Annotated in this window: 18 protein-coding genes; 9 read left to right on the top strand and 9 right to left on the bottom strand. The window is 68.1% G+C overall.

Annotation, left to right across the window (positions count from 1 at the left end):
• Window position 1 precedes the first annotated feature (1 nt).
• From AC3WQM_RS18665 to gcl, 3 genes are read right to left on the bottom strand one after another with little or no spacing between them, the layout of a single operon-like run.
• Entirely contained in the window at window positions 2-919 is a 918-nt protein-coding gene (locus tag AC3WQM_RS18665; RefSeq protein WP_492680777.1) for a 2-hydroxy-3-oxopropionate reductase, read from the bottom strand.
• 23 nt (window positions 920-942) lie between these two features.
• Window positions 943-1,728 carry a hydroxypyruvate isomerase gene (hyi, locus tag AC3WQM_RS18660; RefSeq protein WP_099795650.1) on the bottom strand — a complete coding sequence of 262 codons (786 nt, stop codon included), beginning with the start codon at window positions 1,726-1,728 and terminating at the stop codon, window positions 943-945.
• A 17-nt stretch (window positions 1,729-1,745) separates the two neighbouring features.
• Entirely contained in the window at window positions 1,746-3,539 is a 1,794-nt protein-coding gene (gcl, locus tag AC3WQM_RS18655) for a glyoxylate carboligase (protein ID WP_062473376.1), read from the bottom strand.
• A gap of 111 nt (window positions 3,540-3,650) precedes the next feature.
• Here gcl and AC3WQM_RS18650 point away from each other — a divergent pair, with 111 nt between their 5' ends.
• Window positions 3,651-4,553 carry a LysR family transcriptional regulator gene (locus AC3WQM_RS18650; protein ID WP_070062397.1) on the top strand — a complete coding sequence of 301 codons (903 nt, stop codon included), beginning with the start codon at window positions 3,651-3,653 and terminating at the stop codon, window positions 4,551-4,553.
• Between the two features lie 158 nt (window positions 4,554-4,711).
• Here the strand turns inward: AC3WQM_RS18650 and AC3WQM_RS18645 are convergent, their stop codons facing one another.
• Together AC3WQM_RS18645 and AC3WQM_RS18640 are read right to left on the bottom strand one after the other, a co-directional pair.
• Entirely contained in the window at window positions 4,712-6,064 is a 1,353-nt protein-coding gene (locus tag AC3WQM_RS18645) for an LLM class flavin-dependent oxidoreductase (RefSeq protein ID WP_492680775.1), read from the bottom strand.
• A complete protein-coding gene (locus AC3WQM_RS18640) occupies window positions 6,061-6,894 on the bottom strand; it encodes a MetQ/NlpA family ABC transporter substrate-binding protein (protein ID WP_492680773.1) in 834 nt (277 codons plus the stop codon). The genes AC3WQM_RS18645 and AC3WQM_RS18640 overlap by 4 nt, the downstream gene beginning before the upstream one ends.
• Before the next feature lie 132 nt (window positions 6,895-7,026).
• Between AC3WQM_RS18640 and AC3WQM_RS18635 the strand changes: the two genes are divergently transcribed.
• Together AC3WQM_RS18635 and AC3WQM_RS18630 are read left to right on the top strand one after the other, a co-directional pair.
• Window positions 7,027-7,728, top strand: a complete 702-nt coding sequence (locus AC3WQM_RS18635; RefSeq protein ID WP_492680771.1) for an aspartate/glutamate racemase family protein — start codon at window positions 7,027-7,029, stop codon at window positions 7,726-7,728.
• Window positions 7,729-7,732: 4 nt separating this feature from the next.
• Entirely contained in the window at window positions 7,733-8,821 is a 1,089-nt protein-coding gene (locus tag AC3WQM_RS18630) for a serine hydrolase domain-containing protein (RefSeq protein WP_492680769.1), read from the top strand.
• 3 nt (window positions 8,822-8,824) lie between these two features.
• Here the strand turns inward: AC3WQM_RS18630 and AC3WQM_RS18625 are convergent, their stop codons facing one another.
• Window positions 8,825-9,754 carry an alpha/beta fold hydrolase gene (locus AC3WQM_RS18625; RefSeq protein ID WP_492680767.1) on the bottom strand — a complete coding sequence of 310 codons (930 nt, stop codon included), beginning with the start codon at window positions 9,752-9,754 and terminating at the stop codon, window positions 8,825-8,827.
• Between the two features lie 118 nt (window positions 9,755-9,872).
• On the opposite strand from AC3WQM_RS18625, the gene AC3WQM_RS18620 reads away from it, so the two are divergent.
• The 4 genes from AC3WQM_RS18620 to AC3WQM_RS18605 all read left to right on the top strand — a co-directional run bounded on the left by AC3WQM_RS18620 (window position 9,873) and on the right by AC3WQM_RS18605 (window position 12,513).
• Window positions 9,873-10,934, top strand: coding sequence for an aldo/keto reductase (locus tag AC3WQM_RS18620; protein WP_487848170.1), 1,062 nt, complete (start codon window positions 9,873-9,875; stop codon window positions 10,932-10,934).
• Window positions 10,935-10,951: 17 nt separating this feature from the next.
• The gene (locus AC3WQM_RS18615) at window positions 10,952-11,443 is read left to right on the top strand and encodes an aminoacyl-tRNA deacylase (protein ID WP_369629714.1); all 492 of its coding nucleotides are present in this window, start codon (window positions 10,952-10,954) and stop codon (window positions 11,441-11,443) included.
• A gap of 73 nt (window positions 11,444-11,516) precedes the next feature.
• Window positions 11,517-12,152: a glycerol-3-phosphate 1-O-acyltransferase PlsY gene (plsY, locus tag AC3WQM_RS18610; protein WP_070062403.1), complete on the top strand. Its 636-nt coding sequence runs from the start codon at window positions 11,517-11,519 to the stop codon at window positions 12,150-12,152.
• Window positions 12,153-12,159: 7 nt separating this feature from the next.
• A complete protein-coding gene (locus AC3WQM_RS18605; RefSeq protein WP_070062404.1) occupies window positions 12,160-12,513 on the top strand; it encodes a RidA family protein in 354 nt (117 codons plus the stop codon).
• 19 nt (window positions 12,514-12,532) lie between these two features.
• Here the strand turns inward: AC3WQM_RS18605 and AC3WQM_RS18600 are convergent, their stop codons facing one another.
• Window positions 12,533-13,177: a retropepsin-like aspartic protease family protein gene (locus AC3WQM_RS18600; RefSeq protein ID WP_492680765.1), complete on the bottom strand. Its 645-nt coding sequence runs from the start codon at window positions 13,175-13,177 to the stop codon at window positions 12,533-12,535.
• A gap of 7 nt (window positions 13,178-13,184) precedes the next feature.
• On the bottom strand, window positions 13,185-13,670 hold the full coding sequence (locus AC3WQM_RS18595; RefSeq protein WP_099791661.1) for a YajQ family cyclic di-GMP-binding protein: 486 nt from the start codon (window positions 13,668-13,670) through the stop codon (window positions 13,185-13,187).
• 43 nt (window positions 13,671-13,713) lie between these two features.
• Here AC3WQM_RS18595 and murB point away from each other — a divergent pair, with 43 nt between their 5' ends.
• Together murB and AC3WQM_RS18585 are read left to right on the top strand one after the other, a co-directional pair.
• Complete coding sequence (gene murB, locus AC3WQM_RS18590) at window positions 13,714-14,766, top strand: UDP-N-acetylmuramate dehydrogenase (RefSeq protein WP_492680763.1); 1,053 nt, start codon at window positions 13,714-13,716, stop codon at window positions 14,764-14,766.
• A 4-nt stretch (window positions 14,767-14,770) separates the two neighbouring features.
• On the top strand, window positions 14,771-15,604 hold the full coding sequence (locus AC3WQM_RS18585; RefSeq protein WP_492680761.1) for a glycine-rich domain-containing protein: 834 nt from the start codon (window positions 14,771-14,773) through the stop codon (window positions 15,602-15,604).
• A 100-nt stretch (window positions 15,605-15,704) separates the two neighbouring features.
• Here the strand turns inward: AC3WQM_RS18585 and argG are convergent, their stop codons facing one another.
• Window positions 15,705-17,045, bottom strand: a complete 1,341-nt coding sequence (gene argG / locus AC3WQM_RS18580; RefSeq protein WP_159273312.1) for an argininosuccinate synthase — start codon at window positions 17,043-17,045, stop codon at window positions 15,705-15,707.
• Window positions 17,046-17,060: the final 15 nt, after the last annotated feature.

Genomic DNA, 17,060 nt, shown 5'->3' with positions numbered 1-17,060 from the left:
TTCAGTCGGGAGTCACGGTGTGCTGGGCGAGGGCTTCGAGGGCCTTCACCAGCGCCGAGTGGTCCAGCTGGCCGTAGCCCATCGCCGCGCAGGCGTTCATCAGCTGCGCTGCGTTCGCGGTCTGCGGCAGCGCCACGCCCAGCGAACGGGCGCTCTGCATCGCCAGGTTCAGGTCCTTCTGGTGCAGCGCGATGCGGAAGCCCGGCGCGAAGGTGCGCTTGATCATGCGTTCGCCGTGCACTTCGAGGATGCGCGAGCTGGCAAAGCCGCCCATCAGCGCCTGGCGCACCTTGGCCGGGTCGGCGCCGGCCTTCGAGGCGAACACCAGCGCTTCGCTCACCGCGGCGATGTTCAGCGCCACGATGATCTGGTTGGCCACCTTGCAGACCTGGCCGTCGCCCGCGCCGCCCACCAGCGTCACGTTCTTGCCCATCTTGTCCAGCAGCGGCTTCACGCGGCCGAAGGTGCCTTCGTCGCTGCCGCACATGATCGTCAGGCTCGCGGCCTTGGCGCCCACTTCGCCGCCCGAGACCGGCGCGTCGATGTAGCCGGCGCCCAGTGCCACGATGCGGCGTGCAAATTCCTTGGTGGCGATCGGGTCGATGGAGCTGCAGTCCACCACGATCTTGCCCTGCGAACCCTTCAGGCCGTCGGCCACGCCTTCCGCACCCGGTGCGCCGAACAGCACTTTTTCCACGTCAGGGGTGTCGGGCACCATGATGAAGATGATGTCGGCCTTGCGCGCCACTTCGGCGGCCGAGCCGCAGATGGTGGCCTTCGAGACGAAGGGCTCCGGCGTGTTGCCGTGCGTGTTCACGAAGAGCGTGTGGCCTGCGTCGAGCAGGTGGCCCGCCATGGGCGCGCCCATGATGCCCAGGCCGATGAATCCGATTTTTTGTGCAGTTGCTGCGGTGGTCATGTCTCTGTTTCCTTCGTGAACGTTCATTGCTTCTTCGTGAGGGCTTCGCGCCAGCCCAGGCCTTCCACCGTGGTGGCGCGGGGCTTGTATTCGCAGCCGATCCAGCCGTCGTAGCCCAGCGCATCGATGTGCTGGAACAGCCACGGGTAGTTGATCTCGCCCGTGCCCGGCTCGCCGCGGCCCGGGTTGTCGGCCAGCTGGATGTGGCCGATGCGCGCCAGCTGCTTGGTGAGCGTGTTGCCCAGCTCGCCTTCCATGCGCTGTGCGTGGTAGATGTCGTACTGCACGCGCAGGTTGTCCGAGCCCACCTCGTCGATCAGCGCCAGCGCCTGGTCGGTGCGCGTGAGAAAGAAGCCGGGAATGTCGAAGGTGTTGATCGGCTCGATCAGCAGGCGCAGGCCCGCGGCTTCGAGTTCGCGCGCTGCCAGGCGCAGGTTCTCGACCACGGTCTTGTGGGCGGCGTCGGTGCTCACGCCCGCCGGCACCTTGCCGACCAGGCAGTTGAGCTGCGGGCAGCCCAGCGCCGTGGCGTAGTCGATGGCCAGCGCGATGCCTTCGCGGAACTCGCCGGTGCGGTCCGGGTGGCAGGCGATGCCGCGCTCGCCCTTGTCCCAGTCGCCGGCCGGCAGGTTGTGCAGCACCTGCTGCAGGCCGTTGGTGCGCAGGGCGGCCGTGAGTTCCTTCTTGTCGAAGGGGTAGGGGAAGAGGTACTCCACCGCCTCGAAGCCGGCCTTGGCGGCCGCCTCGAAGCGCTGCATGAACGGCAGCTCGGTGAAGAGCATCGTGAGATTGGCTGCGAACTTGGGCATGTCTCTTGTCTCCTCGGTCAGTCCAGCATCGCCACCGCGAGGGCGGTCGGTGCGTCGGCCGTGCTTTCGGCCAGCGGTTCGAATTCGTTGATGGCGTCGATCTCGGTGCCCATCGCGATGTTGGTCACGCGCTCCAGCATCACCTCGATGACCACCGGCACCTGGAACTCGGCCATGAGCGCCTCGGCGCGGGCGATGGCGGGCGCCATCTCTTCCTGCTTGTGCACGCGGATCGCCTTGCAGCCCAGGCCCTCGACCACCTTGAGGTGATCGACGCCGTAGCTGCCTTCGATGCCGGCGTCGGCCGGTGCGTTGATGTTGTCGAAGGCCAGCTGCACGCAGTAGTCCATCTCGAAGCCGCGCTGCGACTGGCGGATCAGGCCGAGGTAGGAGTTGTTGACCACGATGTGCAGGTAGGGCAGCTTGAACTGCGCGCCCACGGCCAGCTCTTCGATCATGAACTGGAAGTCGTAGTCGCCCGAGAGCGCGACGATCTTGCGCGTCGGGTCGGCGGCGCGCACGCCCAGCGCGGCGGGGATGGTCCAGCCCAGCGGGCCGGCCTGGCCGCAGTTGATCCAGTGGCGCGGGTTGTACACGTGCAGGAACTGCGCAGCCGCGATCTGCGACAGGCCGATGGTGCTCACGTAGCAGGTGTCGCGCTCCAGGTGGTTGTTCATGCACTGGTACACGCGCTGCGGCTTCATCGGCACGGTGTCGAAGTTGGTCTTGCGCAGCAAGGTCTTCTTGCGCTCGCGGCATTCGCCGGCCCAGGCGCCACGGTCGGTGAGCTTGCCGGCGGCCTTCATTTCCTCGGCCACTTCGACGAAGAGCTCGAGCGCGGCCTTGGCGTCGGAGACGATGCCGAAGTCGGGCGTGAACACGCGGCCGATCTGCGTGGGCTCGATGTCCACATGCACGAAGGTGCGGCCCTTGGTGTAGACGTCGACCGAGCCGGTGTGGCGGTTGGCCCAGCGGTTGCCGATGCCCAGCACGAAGTCCGAAGCGAGCACGGTGGCGTTGCCGTAGCGGTGGCTGGTCTGCAGGCCGCACATGCCGGCCATCAGCGGATGGTCGTCGGGAATGGCGCCCCAGCCCATGAGCGTGGGGATCACCGGCACGCCGGTGGCTTCGGCAAAGCGCACGAGCAGGTCGGAGGCGTCGGCGTTGATGATGCCGCCGCCGGCCACGATCAGCGGGCGCTCGGCCGCCTGCATCATGCCGATGGCCTTCTCGATCTGGGCGCGCGTGGCGGCCGGCTTGTAGGGCTTGAGGGGCTCGTAGGCGTCGATGTCGAACTCGATCTGCGCCATCTGCACGTCGAAGGGCAGGTCGATGAGCACGGGGCCCGGGCGGCCCGAGCGCATGAGGTGGAAGGCCTGCTGGAACACCTGCGGCACCTGGCCGGGTTCGCGCACGGTGACCGACCACTTGGTGACGGGCTTGGAGATCGACTCGATGTCGACCGCCTGGAAGTCTTCCTTGTACAGGCGGGCGCGCGGCGCCTGGCCGGTGATGCAGAGAATGGGAATGGAATCGGCCCAGGCCGAGTACAGGCCCGTGATCATGTCGGTGCCCGCCGGGCCCGAGGTGCCGATGCACACGCCGATGTTGCCGGCCACGGCGCGGGTGTAGCCCTCGGCCATGTGCGAGGCGCCCTCGACGTGGCGCGCGAGGATGTGCGAGATGCTGCCGCGCTGGCGCAGGGCCGAGTACAGCGGGTTGATTGCCGCGCCCGGCACGCCGAAGGCCTGCGTGACGCCTTCTTTTTCCATCACCAGAACTGCGGCCTGGACCGCTGTCATCTTTGCCATTTGAAAGTCTCCTTGAGGTGGCCTCACTGTAGGAAGCGGGGGGCATTCCAAGAAGACGGCTGGGGACCATAAAACCTATTCCATGGCGGAATAACTGGCTACCATCCGGCCATGGACCGTCTATTGGCAATGGAAATGTTCGTGCGCGTGGTCGAGACGGGAAGCTTCTCGAAGGCGGCGCGCGAGTTCAACACCACGCAACCCACCGTGACCAAGCAGGTCGCGGCCACGGAGGCGCGCCTGAAGGTGCGGCTGCTCAACCGCAACACGCGCGGCGTGAGCCTCACGGAGCCGGGCGCGCTGTACTACGAGAAGTGCAAGACCATCGTGCGCGACGCCGAGGAGGCCGACAGCATCGTGCAGCTGCGGCAGAACCAGGCGCAGGGCCTCTTGCGCGTGGGCACGTCGGTGGCCTTCGGGCGGCGCGTGGTGGTGCCGCTGGCGCTGGAGTACATGCGCCGGCATCCGCAGGTGCAGCTGGACCTGAGCTTCGAGGATCGCTACGTCGACCTCATCGCGCAGGGCATCGACGTCGCGATCCGCATGGGCAAGCTGGCCGATTCGTCACTGGGCGCGCGCTACCTCGGCGCGAATCCGTGGGTCATGGTGGCGTCGCCGGCCTACCTGAAGAAGCACGGCACGCCCAAGCGCGCGCAGGACCTGAGCGCGCATGTGGCGCTGATCTACAGCAGCGTGGTGGGCGACGAGTTCTGGCGCATGCACACGCCCAAGGGCGATCCGGTGACGGTGCCGGTGTCGGGGCGCTTCCGGTCGAACAACCTGTCGGCGGTGCTGGCCGCGGCGCGCGACGGGTTGGGCATTGCGTTGATGCCGCGCTATGTGGCGAGCGAGTCGCTGGCGGCGGGGAAGGTGAACGCCGTCCTTGGGGACCATGCGCTGCCTGAGCAGGAGATTCACGCGGTCTTTCCTTCGCCCAAGTTGGTGCCTGGGAAGGTGTCGGGGTTCGTGGCGTTTCTGCAGGGGCGGTTTGATGAGGGGTGGTGGGACGCCTGACGGGGTTTGTTCAGGGCGCGTGCACAGGACATCGGGTACTCCCCTCCGCGAATGTCCCCCGGGGCTGCGCCCCTCCTCCTTGATTTCGCTGCGGGGAGCACCCAATGCCCTGCGCACAGGGCACGCTGTGGGTGTTCGCCCAGTGTGAACGGCGGCCGTCAGGCTGCAAGCCGTTGTGCCGCTCGCCCTGCAGGCCGGGCCAATCCCAGGTGATCGCGCAGCGTGCGCCCCTCGTATTCCGTGCGAAAGAGCCCGCGCTTCTGCAGGATCGGCACCACGCCGTCCACGAAGTCCTGCAGCCCGTGCGGCAGCGCATCGGGCATCAGGTTGAACCCGTCCGCCGCGCCACCCCTGAACCAATGCTCGATGTCGTCGGCGATCTGCTCGGGCGTGCCCACGATCACGCGGTGCCCGCCGCCGCCTGCGAGTTCGCGGATCAGCTGGCGCACCGTGTAGCCGTGCGTGCGACCGGCCGCGACCACGGCGTTGAAGAAGGTGTGGTTGCCGTTGCCATTGCCGGGCAGCGGCAGGTCGTCGGGCAGGCGCTCGTCGAGCTTGAGGCGGTCGGGCGTGATGCCCAGCGTGCCGGCCAGGCGCGTGAGGCTGTAGTCCCACGGGATCAGGTCGACCAGCGCATCGCGGCGGCGAAGCGCCTGCGCTTCGGTGGCGCCGACGATGGTGGTGAGGCCGGCCAGCACCTTCACTGCGTCGGGGCCGCGGCCCAGCTCGGCGGCGCGGGTCTTGAGGGCGCGTGCGTAGGCCTGCGATTCTTCGAACGATTGCGAGGCGGAGAACACGGCTTCGGCATGGCGCGACGCGAGCTCGCGCCCGTCGGCCGAGGCGCCGGCCTGCACCAGCACCGGGTGGCCTTGCGGCGGGCGCGGCAGGTTGAGCGGGCCCTGCACCGCGAAGTGCTCGCCGCGGTGCGCGAGGGCATGCACCTTGGCGGGGTCGATGAAGCGGCCGGCGGCCTTGTCGCCAACGAAGGCGTCGTCTTCCCAGCTGTCCCACAGCGCCTTGACGATGTCGGCGAACTCCGAGGCGCGGGCGTAGCGCTTGGCGTGGTCGGGCGTGGTGTCCAGGCCGAAGTTGCGCGCCGAGGGCAGGTCGGCCGTGGTCACCATGTTCCAGCCGGCACGGCCGGCGCTCACGTGGTCGAGCGTGGCGAAGCGGCGCGCGAGGTTGTAGGGCTCGTTGTAGCTGGTGGAGGCGGTGGCGATGAGCCCGATGTGCGTGGTCGCGGCGGCCACGCAGGCCAGCAGGATGGTGGGCTCCAGCGCGGTGATCGGGCGGAAATGGATCTGGTCGACGATGGCGGCGTTGTCGGCCAGGAACACGGCGTCGAGCTTGGCGGCCTCGGCGATCTGCGCGGTGCGGATGTAGTGCTGGATGTCGGCGAACGCCCACGGGGCGCTCTCGGGCAGGCGCCAGGCCGAGGGCACGAAGCCCGAATGCAGGATGTTGACGTTGAGGTGCAGCTGCCTGCGCGGCGCGGTGGTGTTGTTGCTCATTGGTTGAAATAGTCCGGCAGCCGGTAGCCCGCCCACACGGGGTTGGCCTTGAAGAACGTCTGGAACGCGGGCGACTGGTAGGCGGTGGCAATGTCCTTCGCGAACTTCGCGTGTTCGTTGCTGCGCTTGACGGCCACCACGTTGACGTAGGGCAGCGTCATGTCTTCGAGCTTCAGCGCCTCGGTGAGCTTCAGGCCCGAGGCCACGGCGAAGTTGCCCTGCACGGCCGCGAGGTCGGCATCGGCCAGCGAGCGCGGCGCCTGCGCGGCGTCCAGCGGCACGATCTTCAGCCGCTTGGGGTTGCTCGCGATGTCGCGCTCCGACACGCTCAGCGGGCTCACGCCCGGCTTGAGCGTGACCCAGCCGATGGTCGCGAGGATGTTGAGCGCGCGCGCCGCATTCACCGGGTCGGCGGGCAGCGTGACGGTGGCGCCGTCGGGCACGGCGTCGAGCGTCTTGTGGCGGCGCGAATACAGGCCCATGGGCGGCGTCGGCACGTGCACCACGGGCACGAGGTCGAAGCCCTGCTGCTTGTTGGTGGCGTTCAGGTACAGCGAGTGCTGGAAGATGTTGGCGTCGATCTGGCCGCGCTCCACGGCGTCGTTGGGCTGCACGCCCTGGCTGAACTCGACGTACTTGATGCTGTAGCCCAGCTTCTTCAGCTGGGGCTCGATGCCGTGGGTGAAGGCGTCGCGGTAGGGGCCCGGCATGAAGCCGACGCGCAGGTCGTCCGCGCGGGCGGGAGAAAGCAGCAGCAGGCTCAGTGCGAGCCCGCCGGACAGCGGGGCAAGGCGGCGCAGCCACGAGGGGGCGCGCGAAAGGGAAGGCATGGCGACAACTCCGGGAGACGGCAAGGGGAGTCGGGCACTCTAGGACGCAGGCCGCGCGCTGCGAACGAAGATTTGCGCGCTTGCATATCCGCAGGCCGGATAAACCGCGCCGGCTTTTGTAGGATGCGCCCCATGACCCTGCACATCGGAATCGTCGGCTGCTCCGCCGAAGGCGCGGCCCTTTGCTACAAGACCATCTGCATCGAGGGCGCGGCGCTGCTCGGCCCGCACGCGCACCCCGAGGTGTCGATGCACACGCCCTCGCTCGCGGAGTACACGCGCTGCCTGGACGCGGGCGACCTGGCGGGCGTGGGCGAGTTGATGCTCGGCTCCGCGCACAAGCTCGCCGCGGCGGGCGCGGATTTCCTGATCTGCCCCGACAACACCATCCACCAGGCCTTCGACCACGTGGCGCCGCGTTCGCCGCGGCCCTGGCTGCACATCGCCGAGGTGGTGGCCGACGAGGCCGTGCGGCGGGGTTTTCGCCGCATCGGCATCACGGGCACGCGCTGGCTGACCGACAGCGAGGTGTATCCCGAGAAGCTCTCGGCGCGCGGCCTCGAATATGTTCGCCCCACCGTCGAAGAGCGCGCCGAGATCGGCCGGATCATCATGGACGAGCTGGTCTGCGGCATCTTCAAGCCCGAGGCCGTGGCCACCTTCCAGCGCGTGATGCAGCGCCTGAAGGACGCCGAGGGCTGTGACGCGGTCGTGCTCGGCTGCACCGAGATTCCGCTGATCATGAGCGACGCGAATTCGCCGCTGCCGACGCTCGATTCGACGCGGCTCCTGGCGCGTGCGGCCTTGCGCCGCGCGACCGGTGGCGGCAAGTAAGCCGGTGCGCTTCTTCGCGGCCTGCCTCGCGGCGGTTTGCCTGCTGCTCGCAGGCGCATGCACGGCGCCTGCTGCCCGTCATGCAGACGAGGTCGTCTTTCCGCTCTCGTCGTGGGAGGCGATTCCCCGTTCGCAGCTGAGCACCGCGTGCAGCCGCGAGCTCGACGCAACCCGTGCGTATCTGAAGACCCTGGACACCACCGCCCTGATGGCGGTGCGGGACGGGCGCGTGCTGTTCAGCGACGGCCCGGTGGACGCCGTCAGCATCGTGTTCTCCGTGCGCAAGAGCCTGCTGTCCATGATGTACGGAAAGTACGTGGCGGACGGCACCATCGACCTGGATCGCACGCTGGCCGACCTGGGCATCGATGACCTCGGCGGACTGCTTGCCAGCGAGCGCGAGGCACGCTTGCGCGATCTGCTCACGGCGCGGTCCGGCGTCTACCACGCAGCTGCCAATGGCGGGGACGATCTTGCGTTCGCACCCGCGCGTGGATCGCAAGCGCCTGGCCGCTACTTTCTCTACAACAACTGGGATTTCAACGCCGCGGGCACCGCCTTCGAAAAACTGACCGGCCGCAGCATCTACCGGGCGTTTGCCGACGATCTGGCAGCGCCCCTGATGCTCGAGGATTTCGAGCTCGCCCGCCACCAACGCAGCGGCGACGGTGCGAAGTCCGCGCACCTGGCCTATCCGTTCTTCCTGTCGACGCGGGACATGGCGCGCCTGGGCCATCTGATGCTTCGCCAGGGCAACTGGCGCGGGCAGCAACTGGTGCCTGCGGCCTGGGTCACGCAGATCACGCAGCCCGCGACCCCGTCCGCGCAGATGCACCCGCCCCACGTGGCCAGGCGCGGGGTTGGCTATGGCTACCTGTGGTGGCTGCTGGAAGAGCCGTCGGACTCCGCGTTGAGTGGGGCGTACATGGCGTGGGGCGTGCACGGCCAGTACATCCTCGTGATCCCGCGGCGGCACATGGTGATCGCGCACAAGCGCCAGGTGCCGGTGGCGGGCAACTGGAACCCGAGCACGGTGAGACCGGAGGACTTCCTGCGCGCCGCCAGGCGGCTCGCATCGGCGCCCTGCGGCTGAGTTTCAATCGACCAGGAAGTCTTCGATCAGCTGCGCCACGCGCTGCGGCTGGTCGTGGTGCAGCATGTGGCCCGCGTCGTCGAGCTGCGCGATGCGCACCGAGGGCACGGACTTCAGCCGCTCGTGGAACTCGGCGAGCGTGTAGCGCGCCTTCCACCAGCTGTGCAGGCTGTCGTCCGAGGCCTCGACCATCAGCGTCGGTGCGGTGATGCGCGCATAGAGCGCGAGCGTTTCGTCGACGCGGAAGATGTTGGCGTTGATGATCTTGTGCGCGGCCTCGCCGAGGATCTGCCAGCGCGTGCTGCCGTCGGGCTGGGCCAGCGGCGCCGACCAGTGGCCGGCCAGCCAGTCGGCCTTGTCCTGCGTGAGGCGCGGGTTGGTCTTCATGAGGCGGCGCGCCACGCCGTCCACCGCCGAATAGCCTGCGAGCGCCTTCTCTCCGCGGTGCAGGCCCTTGAGCTCGTCGATCCACTGGCCGTAGCGCGCGGGCGCCTCGGCGGGCTGGCGCGCGGGCATGCCGAAGCCTTCGAGGTTGACGAGGCGGCGGATGCGCGCCGGGCGCACGCCCGCGTAGTGCATGGCGACGTTGCCGCCCATGCTGTGGCCCACGAGGTCGACCGGGCGGGCATCGTCACCTTCGCCGGCATAGTGGTCGAGCAGCCATTCGAGGTCGGCCAGGTAGTCGGGCAGCCAGTAGTTGTCGACGCCGCCGCCGTCGGTGAGGCCGAAGCCGCGCCAGTCGGGGGCGATGATGAAGCGGTCGTCCTTCAGCGCATCGACCACGAACTGCCAGGAGGCCGCCACGTCCATCCAGCCATGCACCAGCACCAGCGGCGGGCGCTCGCTCGACGGTTGCCCCCAGAGGCGGACGTGGTAGTTCAGGTTGCGCACGGGCACGAATTCGCTGCGCGAGGGGCGGAGGGCTTGGTACATATGGCGCTCGATGATACGGAGAGGCTGCGTCGCGCGCAGTCCGCCACAGGACAGGGCGGCGCTCGGTTTCTCGGGGCCGGGGCAGCGCCTGCCGCGCGGGCGCGCTAGCATTCCGCGCATGAAAAAGATTCCACTCGGTCAGAGCGACCTCCACGTCACCCCGATCTGCCTCGGCACCATGACTTTCGGCGAGCAGGTCGATGAGCCCACCGCCCACGCCGTCCTGGCCCGTTCGCTCGAGCGCGGCGTTGACTTCATCGACACGGCCGAGATGTACGCGGTGCCGGCAAGCAAGGAAACCTGCGGCGCGACCGAAACCATCATCGGGAACTGGTTTGCGGCCAACCCCGGCACGCGCCAGAAGATCACGCTGGCCACCAAGGTGGCCGGCCCCTCGCGCGGCATGCCCTGGGTGCGCGAAGGCACGGGCATGACGGCGGCCGACATCGAGGCCTCGTGCCACGGCAGCCTGCGCCGCCTGCAGACCGACGTGATCGACCTGTACCAGATCCACTGGCCCGAGCGCCACGTGCCGGTGTTCGGCAACATCCACTATAACCCCGAGAAGGAAACTTCGCAGACGCCGATCCACGACCAGCTCGAGGCGCTGGGCAAGCTGGTGAAGGCGGGCAAGGTGCGCACCATCGGCCTGTCGAACGAGACGCCCTACGGCGTGCACGAGTTCGTGCGGCTGGCCGAGCAGCACGGGCTGCCGCGCGTGGTGTCGGTGCAGAACGTCTACAACCTGGTGAGCCGCGCGCACGAGAACGCGCTCGACGAGACCATGCACCGGCTCGGCGTGTCGCTGCTGGCGTACTCGCCGCTGGCCTTCGGCCTGCTGACGGGCAAATACGACCAGAGCGGCATCGAGGGCCCCGACGCACCCAAGGGCGCGCGCATCTCGAGCTACGAGTCGGTGCGCAAGCAGCGCTGGGGCAAGCCCGACGCGCTGCGCGCGGCGCGGCGCTACAACCAGCTCGCACGCGACCACGGCCTGAGCCCCACGCAGCTCGCGCTGGCCTTCTGCTACACCAAGTGGCAGGTGGCGAGCACGATCATCGGCGTGACCTCGGTGGCGCAGCTCGACGAAGACCTGGACGCCTACGGCACCACGCTGTCGGCCGAGGTGCTGGCCGAGATCGACAAGATCCGCCTGGACATCCGCGACCCCGCCGCCTGACCCGAACAAGTGAGCAAGTGAGCAAGAAAGCCCACGTTTCCGAGACGCCCGCCACCCAGCTGCTGCGGGCGAACAAGGTCGCCTTCACCGAGCACCCCTACGAGTACCTGGAGCACGGCGGCGCCCAGCACAGCGCGCAGGTGCTGGGTTTCGATCCGTTCACCGTGGTCAAGACGCTGGTGATGCAGGACCAGGACGCCAAGCCGCTGATCGTGCTGATGCACGGCAACCGCACGGTCTCGACCAAGAACCTCGCGCGGCAGATCGGCGCCAAGTCGGTCGAGCCCTGCAAGCCCGAGGTGGCGCAGCGCCACAGCGGCTACATGGTGGGCGGCACCTCGCCCTTCGGCACGCGGCGCGAGATGCCGGTCTACATCGAGTCGAGCGTGCTCGAACTGCCGAAGATCGCGATCAACGGCGGGCGGCGCGGCTACCTCGTGGGCATCGATCCGCAGGTGTGCGTGACGCTCCTGGGCGCCAAGCCCGTGCAGTGCGCGCTGGCAGAATAGCCGGCGTTTGCTTTTTCCCGCCGGGCATGCAGGCCGGCGGCGCACAACAACAATCCGTTCCCCGGAGACCGCCTTGAGTTTCGATCTGCCTTCCCTCCTTGCCATCGTGGCGTCGTACCTGATCGGTTCGCTGTCATTTGCGGTCATCGTGAGCAAGTCGCTCGGCATGGCCGACCCGCGCAGCTACGGCAGCGGCAACCCCGGCGCCACCAACGTGCTGCGCTCGGGCAACAAGGGCGCGGCGCTGGCCACCTTGCTGCTCGACGCGGCGAAGGGCTGGCTGCCGGTGTTCCTGATCCGCCAGTTCGGCGCGCAGTGGGGGCTGGGCGAGGGCGTGGCGGCGCTGGCGGGCCTGGCGGCCTTCCTGGGCCACCTGTACCCGGTGTTCTTCAGCTTCCAGGGCGGCAAGGGCGTGGCCACGGCGGCCGGCGTGCTGGTGGGCATCGCGCCCTGGCTGGGGCTGGCCACGGGCGCGACCTGGCTGATCATCGCGATCTTCTTCCGCTACTCGTCGCTGTCGTCGCTGGTGGCGGCGTTCTTCGCGCCGGCCTACTACCTGCTGGGTGGCAACATTGCGTGGCCACTCGACCGCACGGTGCTGATTGCGATCATCATCATGAGTCTGCTGCTGATCTGGCGGCACCGCGAAAACATCCGCCGGCTCGCGGCCGGCACGGAGTCGAAACTCGGCTCGAAGAAAAAGGCTTGAACTCACCATGGCATCCATCACCCGCTTCCACGTCGGCCCGCGTCTGTCCGAGACCGCGGTGCACAACGGCACCATCTACCTCGCGGGCCAGGTGCCCGACGACACCACGCAGGACATTCGCGGGCAGACCGCCCAGGTGCTCGGCATGGTCGACCGCCTGCTGGCCGAGGCCGGCAGCGACAAGTCGCGCATCCTCATGACGCAGATCTTCCTGGCCGACATCGGCGACATCGGCGCCATGAACGAGGTGTGGGATGCGTGGATTCCGGCCGGCAACACGCCGCCGCGCGCGACCGTGGAGGCCAAGATGGCCAACGCGGCCTACAAGATCGAGATCGTGGTCACGGCCGCACAGGCCTGAGACCGGGGCGGGAGCGGTCTCAGTACCGCTTCTCGAGAATCATCTCGTCGGCGTCGCGCCGCATCGAGAAGCGGTTGAGAAAGCTGTTGCCCAGCAGCACGTACGGCATGGGCTGCTGCGAGACGATGGCGTCGATGTCGTAGACCTCGACGTCGCCCACGCGCACGCTCTGCAACCGCAGCCTGTAGCCCGCAGCGTTGCCGTTGGCCGTGCGCATCTGCACCGGCTGCCCCTTGCTGTAGTCGAGCCCGATGCGCTGGGCATCGACCGCCGACAGCGCGATGGTGGTCGCGCCGGTGTCGAGCATGAAGGTGACGGCGCGGCCGTTGATCTGGCCCTGCGTCATGTAGTGGCCCCGGCTGTCGGCCTGCAGCACGATGCGGTTGCCGCCGCTGCCGGCAATGCCGCCCCGGCCGATGCTCACGGGCGAATCCATGCGCAGCGAAAAACGCTTGCCCGCCGATTCGACCACCGCCTGGTCGGCCTGCAGCGACACCAGCTTGACGCCCTGGAAGGTTTCCCCGACCGCCACCGTCTTGGGCGGCGCGCCGTTCACGATGAGGATGGCGCGGCTGCCGATGGAGCCGGTCAGCGTGACCGAGTCGGCGGCGTGCGCCCCCATGGCCGCGACCGAGCACAGCGCCGCGACGAGGAGCGCCTTCATGCGCGGGTCAGTCGCGGAAGTTGTTGAAGGACACCGGCATGTCGGGCACGTCCTTCTTGATGAGGGCCATGGCGGCCTGCAGGTCGTCGCGCTTGGCGCCGGTGATGCGCACGGCATCGCCCTGGATCGCGGCCTGCACCTTGAGCTTGCTGTCCTTGATGATGCGGGTGATCTTCTTGGCCTGCTCGGTCTCGATGCCGTTCTTGATCTTGATGACCTGCTTGACCTTGTCGCCGCCCATCTTCTGGACGTCGCCCTTGTCGAGAAAGCGCACGTCGACGCTGCGCTTGGTGAGCTTGCTGCGAAGGATGTCTTCGACCTGCACGAGCTGGAACTCGGCGTCGCCGATCATGGTGATCTCTTTGTCCTTGAGCTCGACGGCAGCGGCGGTGCCCTTGAAATCGAAGCGTGTGCCGATTTCCTTGGCGGTGTTTTCCACCGCATTCTTCACTTCGGGCAGATTGGGCTCGCAGACGGTATCGAAAGACGGCATGGGCACTCCTGGACGCACGGGGACTGAATGCGACAATTCTCCCATGATCGTGGAGTCCAATGTCCCGCTGCAGCCCTACAACAGCTTCGGCATCGTCGCGCGTGCGCAGCACCTGGCGCGCATCGCCAGCGAGGCCGACCTGGCCGCGCTGCACGCCGACCCCTCCTGGCGCGACGAACCCCGTTTCGTGCTCGGCGGCGGCAGCAACATCGTGCTCACGGGCGACGTCAAGCCGTTGGTGCTGAAGGTCGAGATCAAGGGCCGCCGGCTGGTCGAAGAGACGCCGCGCGCCTGGATCGTCGAGGCCGGCGCCGGCGAAACCTGGCACGACACCGTCGAATGGATGGTGCGCAGCGGCTACCCGGGGCTGGAAAACCTGGCGCTCATTCCTGGCACGGTGGGCGGCGCGCCGGTGCAGAACATCGGCGCGTACGGCGTCGAGCTGCAGGACCGCTTCGATTCGCTCGACGCCTTCGACCTCGAAACCGGCCGCGCCTTCACGCTCGATGCGGCGCAGTGCGCCTTCGGCTACCGCGACTCGGTCTTCAAGCACGTGCGCAGCGGCCCGAACGATTTCGGCCTGGCGGGCCGGGCGGTCATCACACGGGTGCGTTTCCGGCTGCCCAAGCCGTGGAAGCCGGTGGTCGGCTACCTCGACCTCGAGCGCAAGATGGAAGAAACCGGCAATTTCACGCCGAGCGCGGTCGACATCTTCGAGTGGATCTGCGCCATCCGCCGCGCCAAGCTGCCCGACTGGCGTGTGCTGGGCAACGCCGGCAGCTTCTTCAAGAACCCGACGGTCACGCCCGAGCAGTGCGCCGACATCATCGCGCGCGACCCGAAGATCGTGCACTACCCGATGGACGACGGCAGCATCAAGCTCGCGGCCGGCTGGCTCATCGACGCCTGCGGCTGGAAGGGCAAGTCGGTCGGCAACGCCGGCGTGTACGAAAAGCAGGCGCTGGTGCTGGTCAACCGCGGCGGTTCGGCCAACCCGGTGACGGGCGGCGAGGTGATGACGCTGGCCAAGGCGATCCAGACCAGCGTGTACGAGCGCTTCGGCATCCGATTGGAGCCGGAGCCGGTGGTGGTCTGACGCGGTGGATCTCGACTTCCTGCACCTGAACTACCGCCGGCGCATCGCCGTGCTGGGCTGGGCGCAGCTTGTCGTCATCGTGGCGGGCATCGCCTCGGTGTTCCTGGTGCGGGCGGGCTGGTGGGGGTCGGTGCTGCTGATCCTCGCGGCCCTCTGCTTCGCGGTGCTCCTGAGCCAGATCGAACTCAGCCTGCGCCGCCAGTTCATCCGCGAGGCCCGGCTGCCGCCGTTCCTCATCGGCAAGCTGCGCGCGGCGCACCCGCAACTGAGCCGACGCGACGCCGAGCTGGTGCTGCGCGGGCTGCGGCAGTTCTTCATGGCGCACCTGCGCAGCAACCTCAAGTTCGTCGCCATGCCCTCGCGGGTGGTCGACACGGCCTGGCACGAGTTCATCCTGCACACGCAGGGCTACCAGACCTGGTGCCAGGCGGCCTTCGGGCGCATGCTGCATCACAGCCCGGCCGAGGTGCTGGGCCAGGACGCGCGGCGCAACGACGGCCTGCGCCGCACCTGGTACTGGGCCTGCAAGGAAGAAAGCATCGACCCGCGCAATCCGGCGCGACTGCCGCTGCTGTTCGCGCTGGACATCAAGTTTGCGATTGCGGACGGCTTCCACTACATCCCCGATTGCCGGGCGATCGAACGGGCGACCGGTTCCGACGCGCACTGCGGCTCGAGCTTCGGCGATTTGTCGTCCGACGGCGGCAGCTCGGGCGATGCCGGGGGCTTCGGCGGCAGCGAGTCGAGCGGGAGCGGCGATGGCGGCTCCAGCGACGGCGGTGGCGCGTCCGATGGGGGAGGTGGATGCGGCGGCGGGTGCGGAGGGGGCGGCGACTGACGCCGGGGCATTTCCCAAAGTCTCCCAAAGAAAAACGGGCCGCAAGGGCCCGTTTGTCATTGTTGCCCTTGCGCGTGGCAAGGGCAGGGGGATCGATCGATCAGCTGGCGTCGCCGTCGTTCGCCAGCTTCGGCAGCGAGGCGCCTTCGCCCGACGACAGCAGGCCCACGCGGGTGTAGATCGCCAGCTTCTCGCGCGTGTCGACGATGTCGAGGTTGCGCATCGTGAGCTGGCCGATGCGGTCCAGCGGCGTGAACGCGCCTTCGACCTTTTCCATGCTCAGGCGCTCGGGCTTGTACGTGAGGTTGGCCGATTCGGTGTTCAGGATCGAGTAGTCGTTGCCGCGGCGCAGCTCGACCGTCACTTCGCCGGTGATGGCGCGCGCCACCCAGCGCTGGGCCGTTTCGCGCAGCATGATGGCCTGCGGGTCGAACCAGCGGCCCTGGTACAGCAGGCGGCCCAGGCGGCGGCCGTTGTCGCGGTACTGCTCGATGGTGTCTTCGTTGTGGATGCCGGTGACCAGGCGCTCGTAGGCGATGAACAGCAGCGCCAGGCCGGGGGCCTCGTAGATGCCGCGGCTCTTGGCCTCGATGATGCGGTTCTCGATCTGGTCGCTCATGCCCAGGCCGTGGCGCCCGCCGATGCGGTTGGCTTCGAGGATCAGCTCGACCAGGTTTGTGTAGCGCACGCCGTTCAGCGCGACGGGCACGCCTTCCTCGAAGCGCACCGAGACGGTTTCGCGCTTGACTTCGACTTCGTCCTTCCAGAAGGCCACGCCCATGATGGGCTGCACGATCTGCATGCCGCTGTTCAGGTGCTCGAGGTCCTTGGCTTCGTGCGTGGCGCCCAGCATGTTCGAGTCGGTCGAGTAGGCCTTCTCGGACGACATCTTGTAGGCGAAGCCGGCCTTCTGCATGAATGCCGACATTTCGGCGCGGCCGCCCAGCTCGTCGATGAAGACCTGGTCGAGCCAGGGCTTGTAGATCTTCAGCGCCGGGTTGGTGAGCAGGCCGTAGCGGTAGAAGCGCTCGATGTCGTTGCCCTTGTAGGTGCTGCCGTCGCCCCAGATGTGGACGTCGTCTTCCTTCATGGCCGACACCAGCATGGTGCCCGTCACGGCGCGGCCCAGCGGCGTGGTGTTGAAGTAGGTCACGCCGGCGGTGGTCACGTGGAAGGCGCCGGCCTGCAGGGCGGCGATGCCTTCGTTGGCCAGCTGCGCGCGGCAGTCGATGAGGCGGGCGTTCTCGGCGCCGTAGAGCATCGCCTTGCGCGGGATCTCGTCGTAATCGGGCTCGTCGGGCTGGCCGAGGTTGGCGGTGTAGGCGTAGGGGACCGCGCCCTTGAGCTTCATCCAGTGCAGCGCCGCGCTGGTGTCCAGGCCGCCCGAGAAGGCAATGCCGACCTTCTGGCCGGCGGGAACGTTTTGGAGAATGGTCGACATGTCAGGGGTTCCGTT

The organism is Variovorax sp. FW301-JW7 (assembly GCF_058788795.1).
Note: the sequence above shows the minus strand (reverse complement) of the source record. Positions and strands in the feature narration are given on the sequence as shown.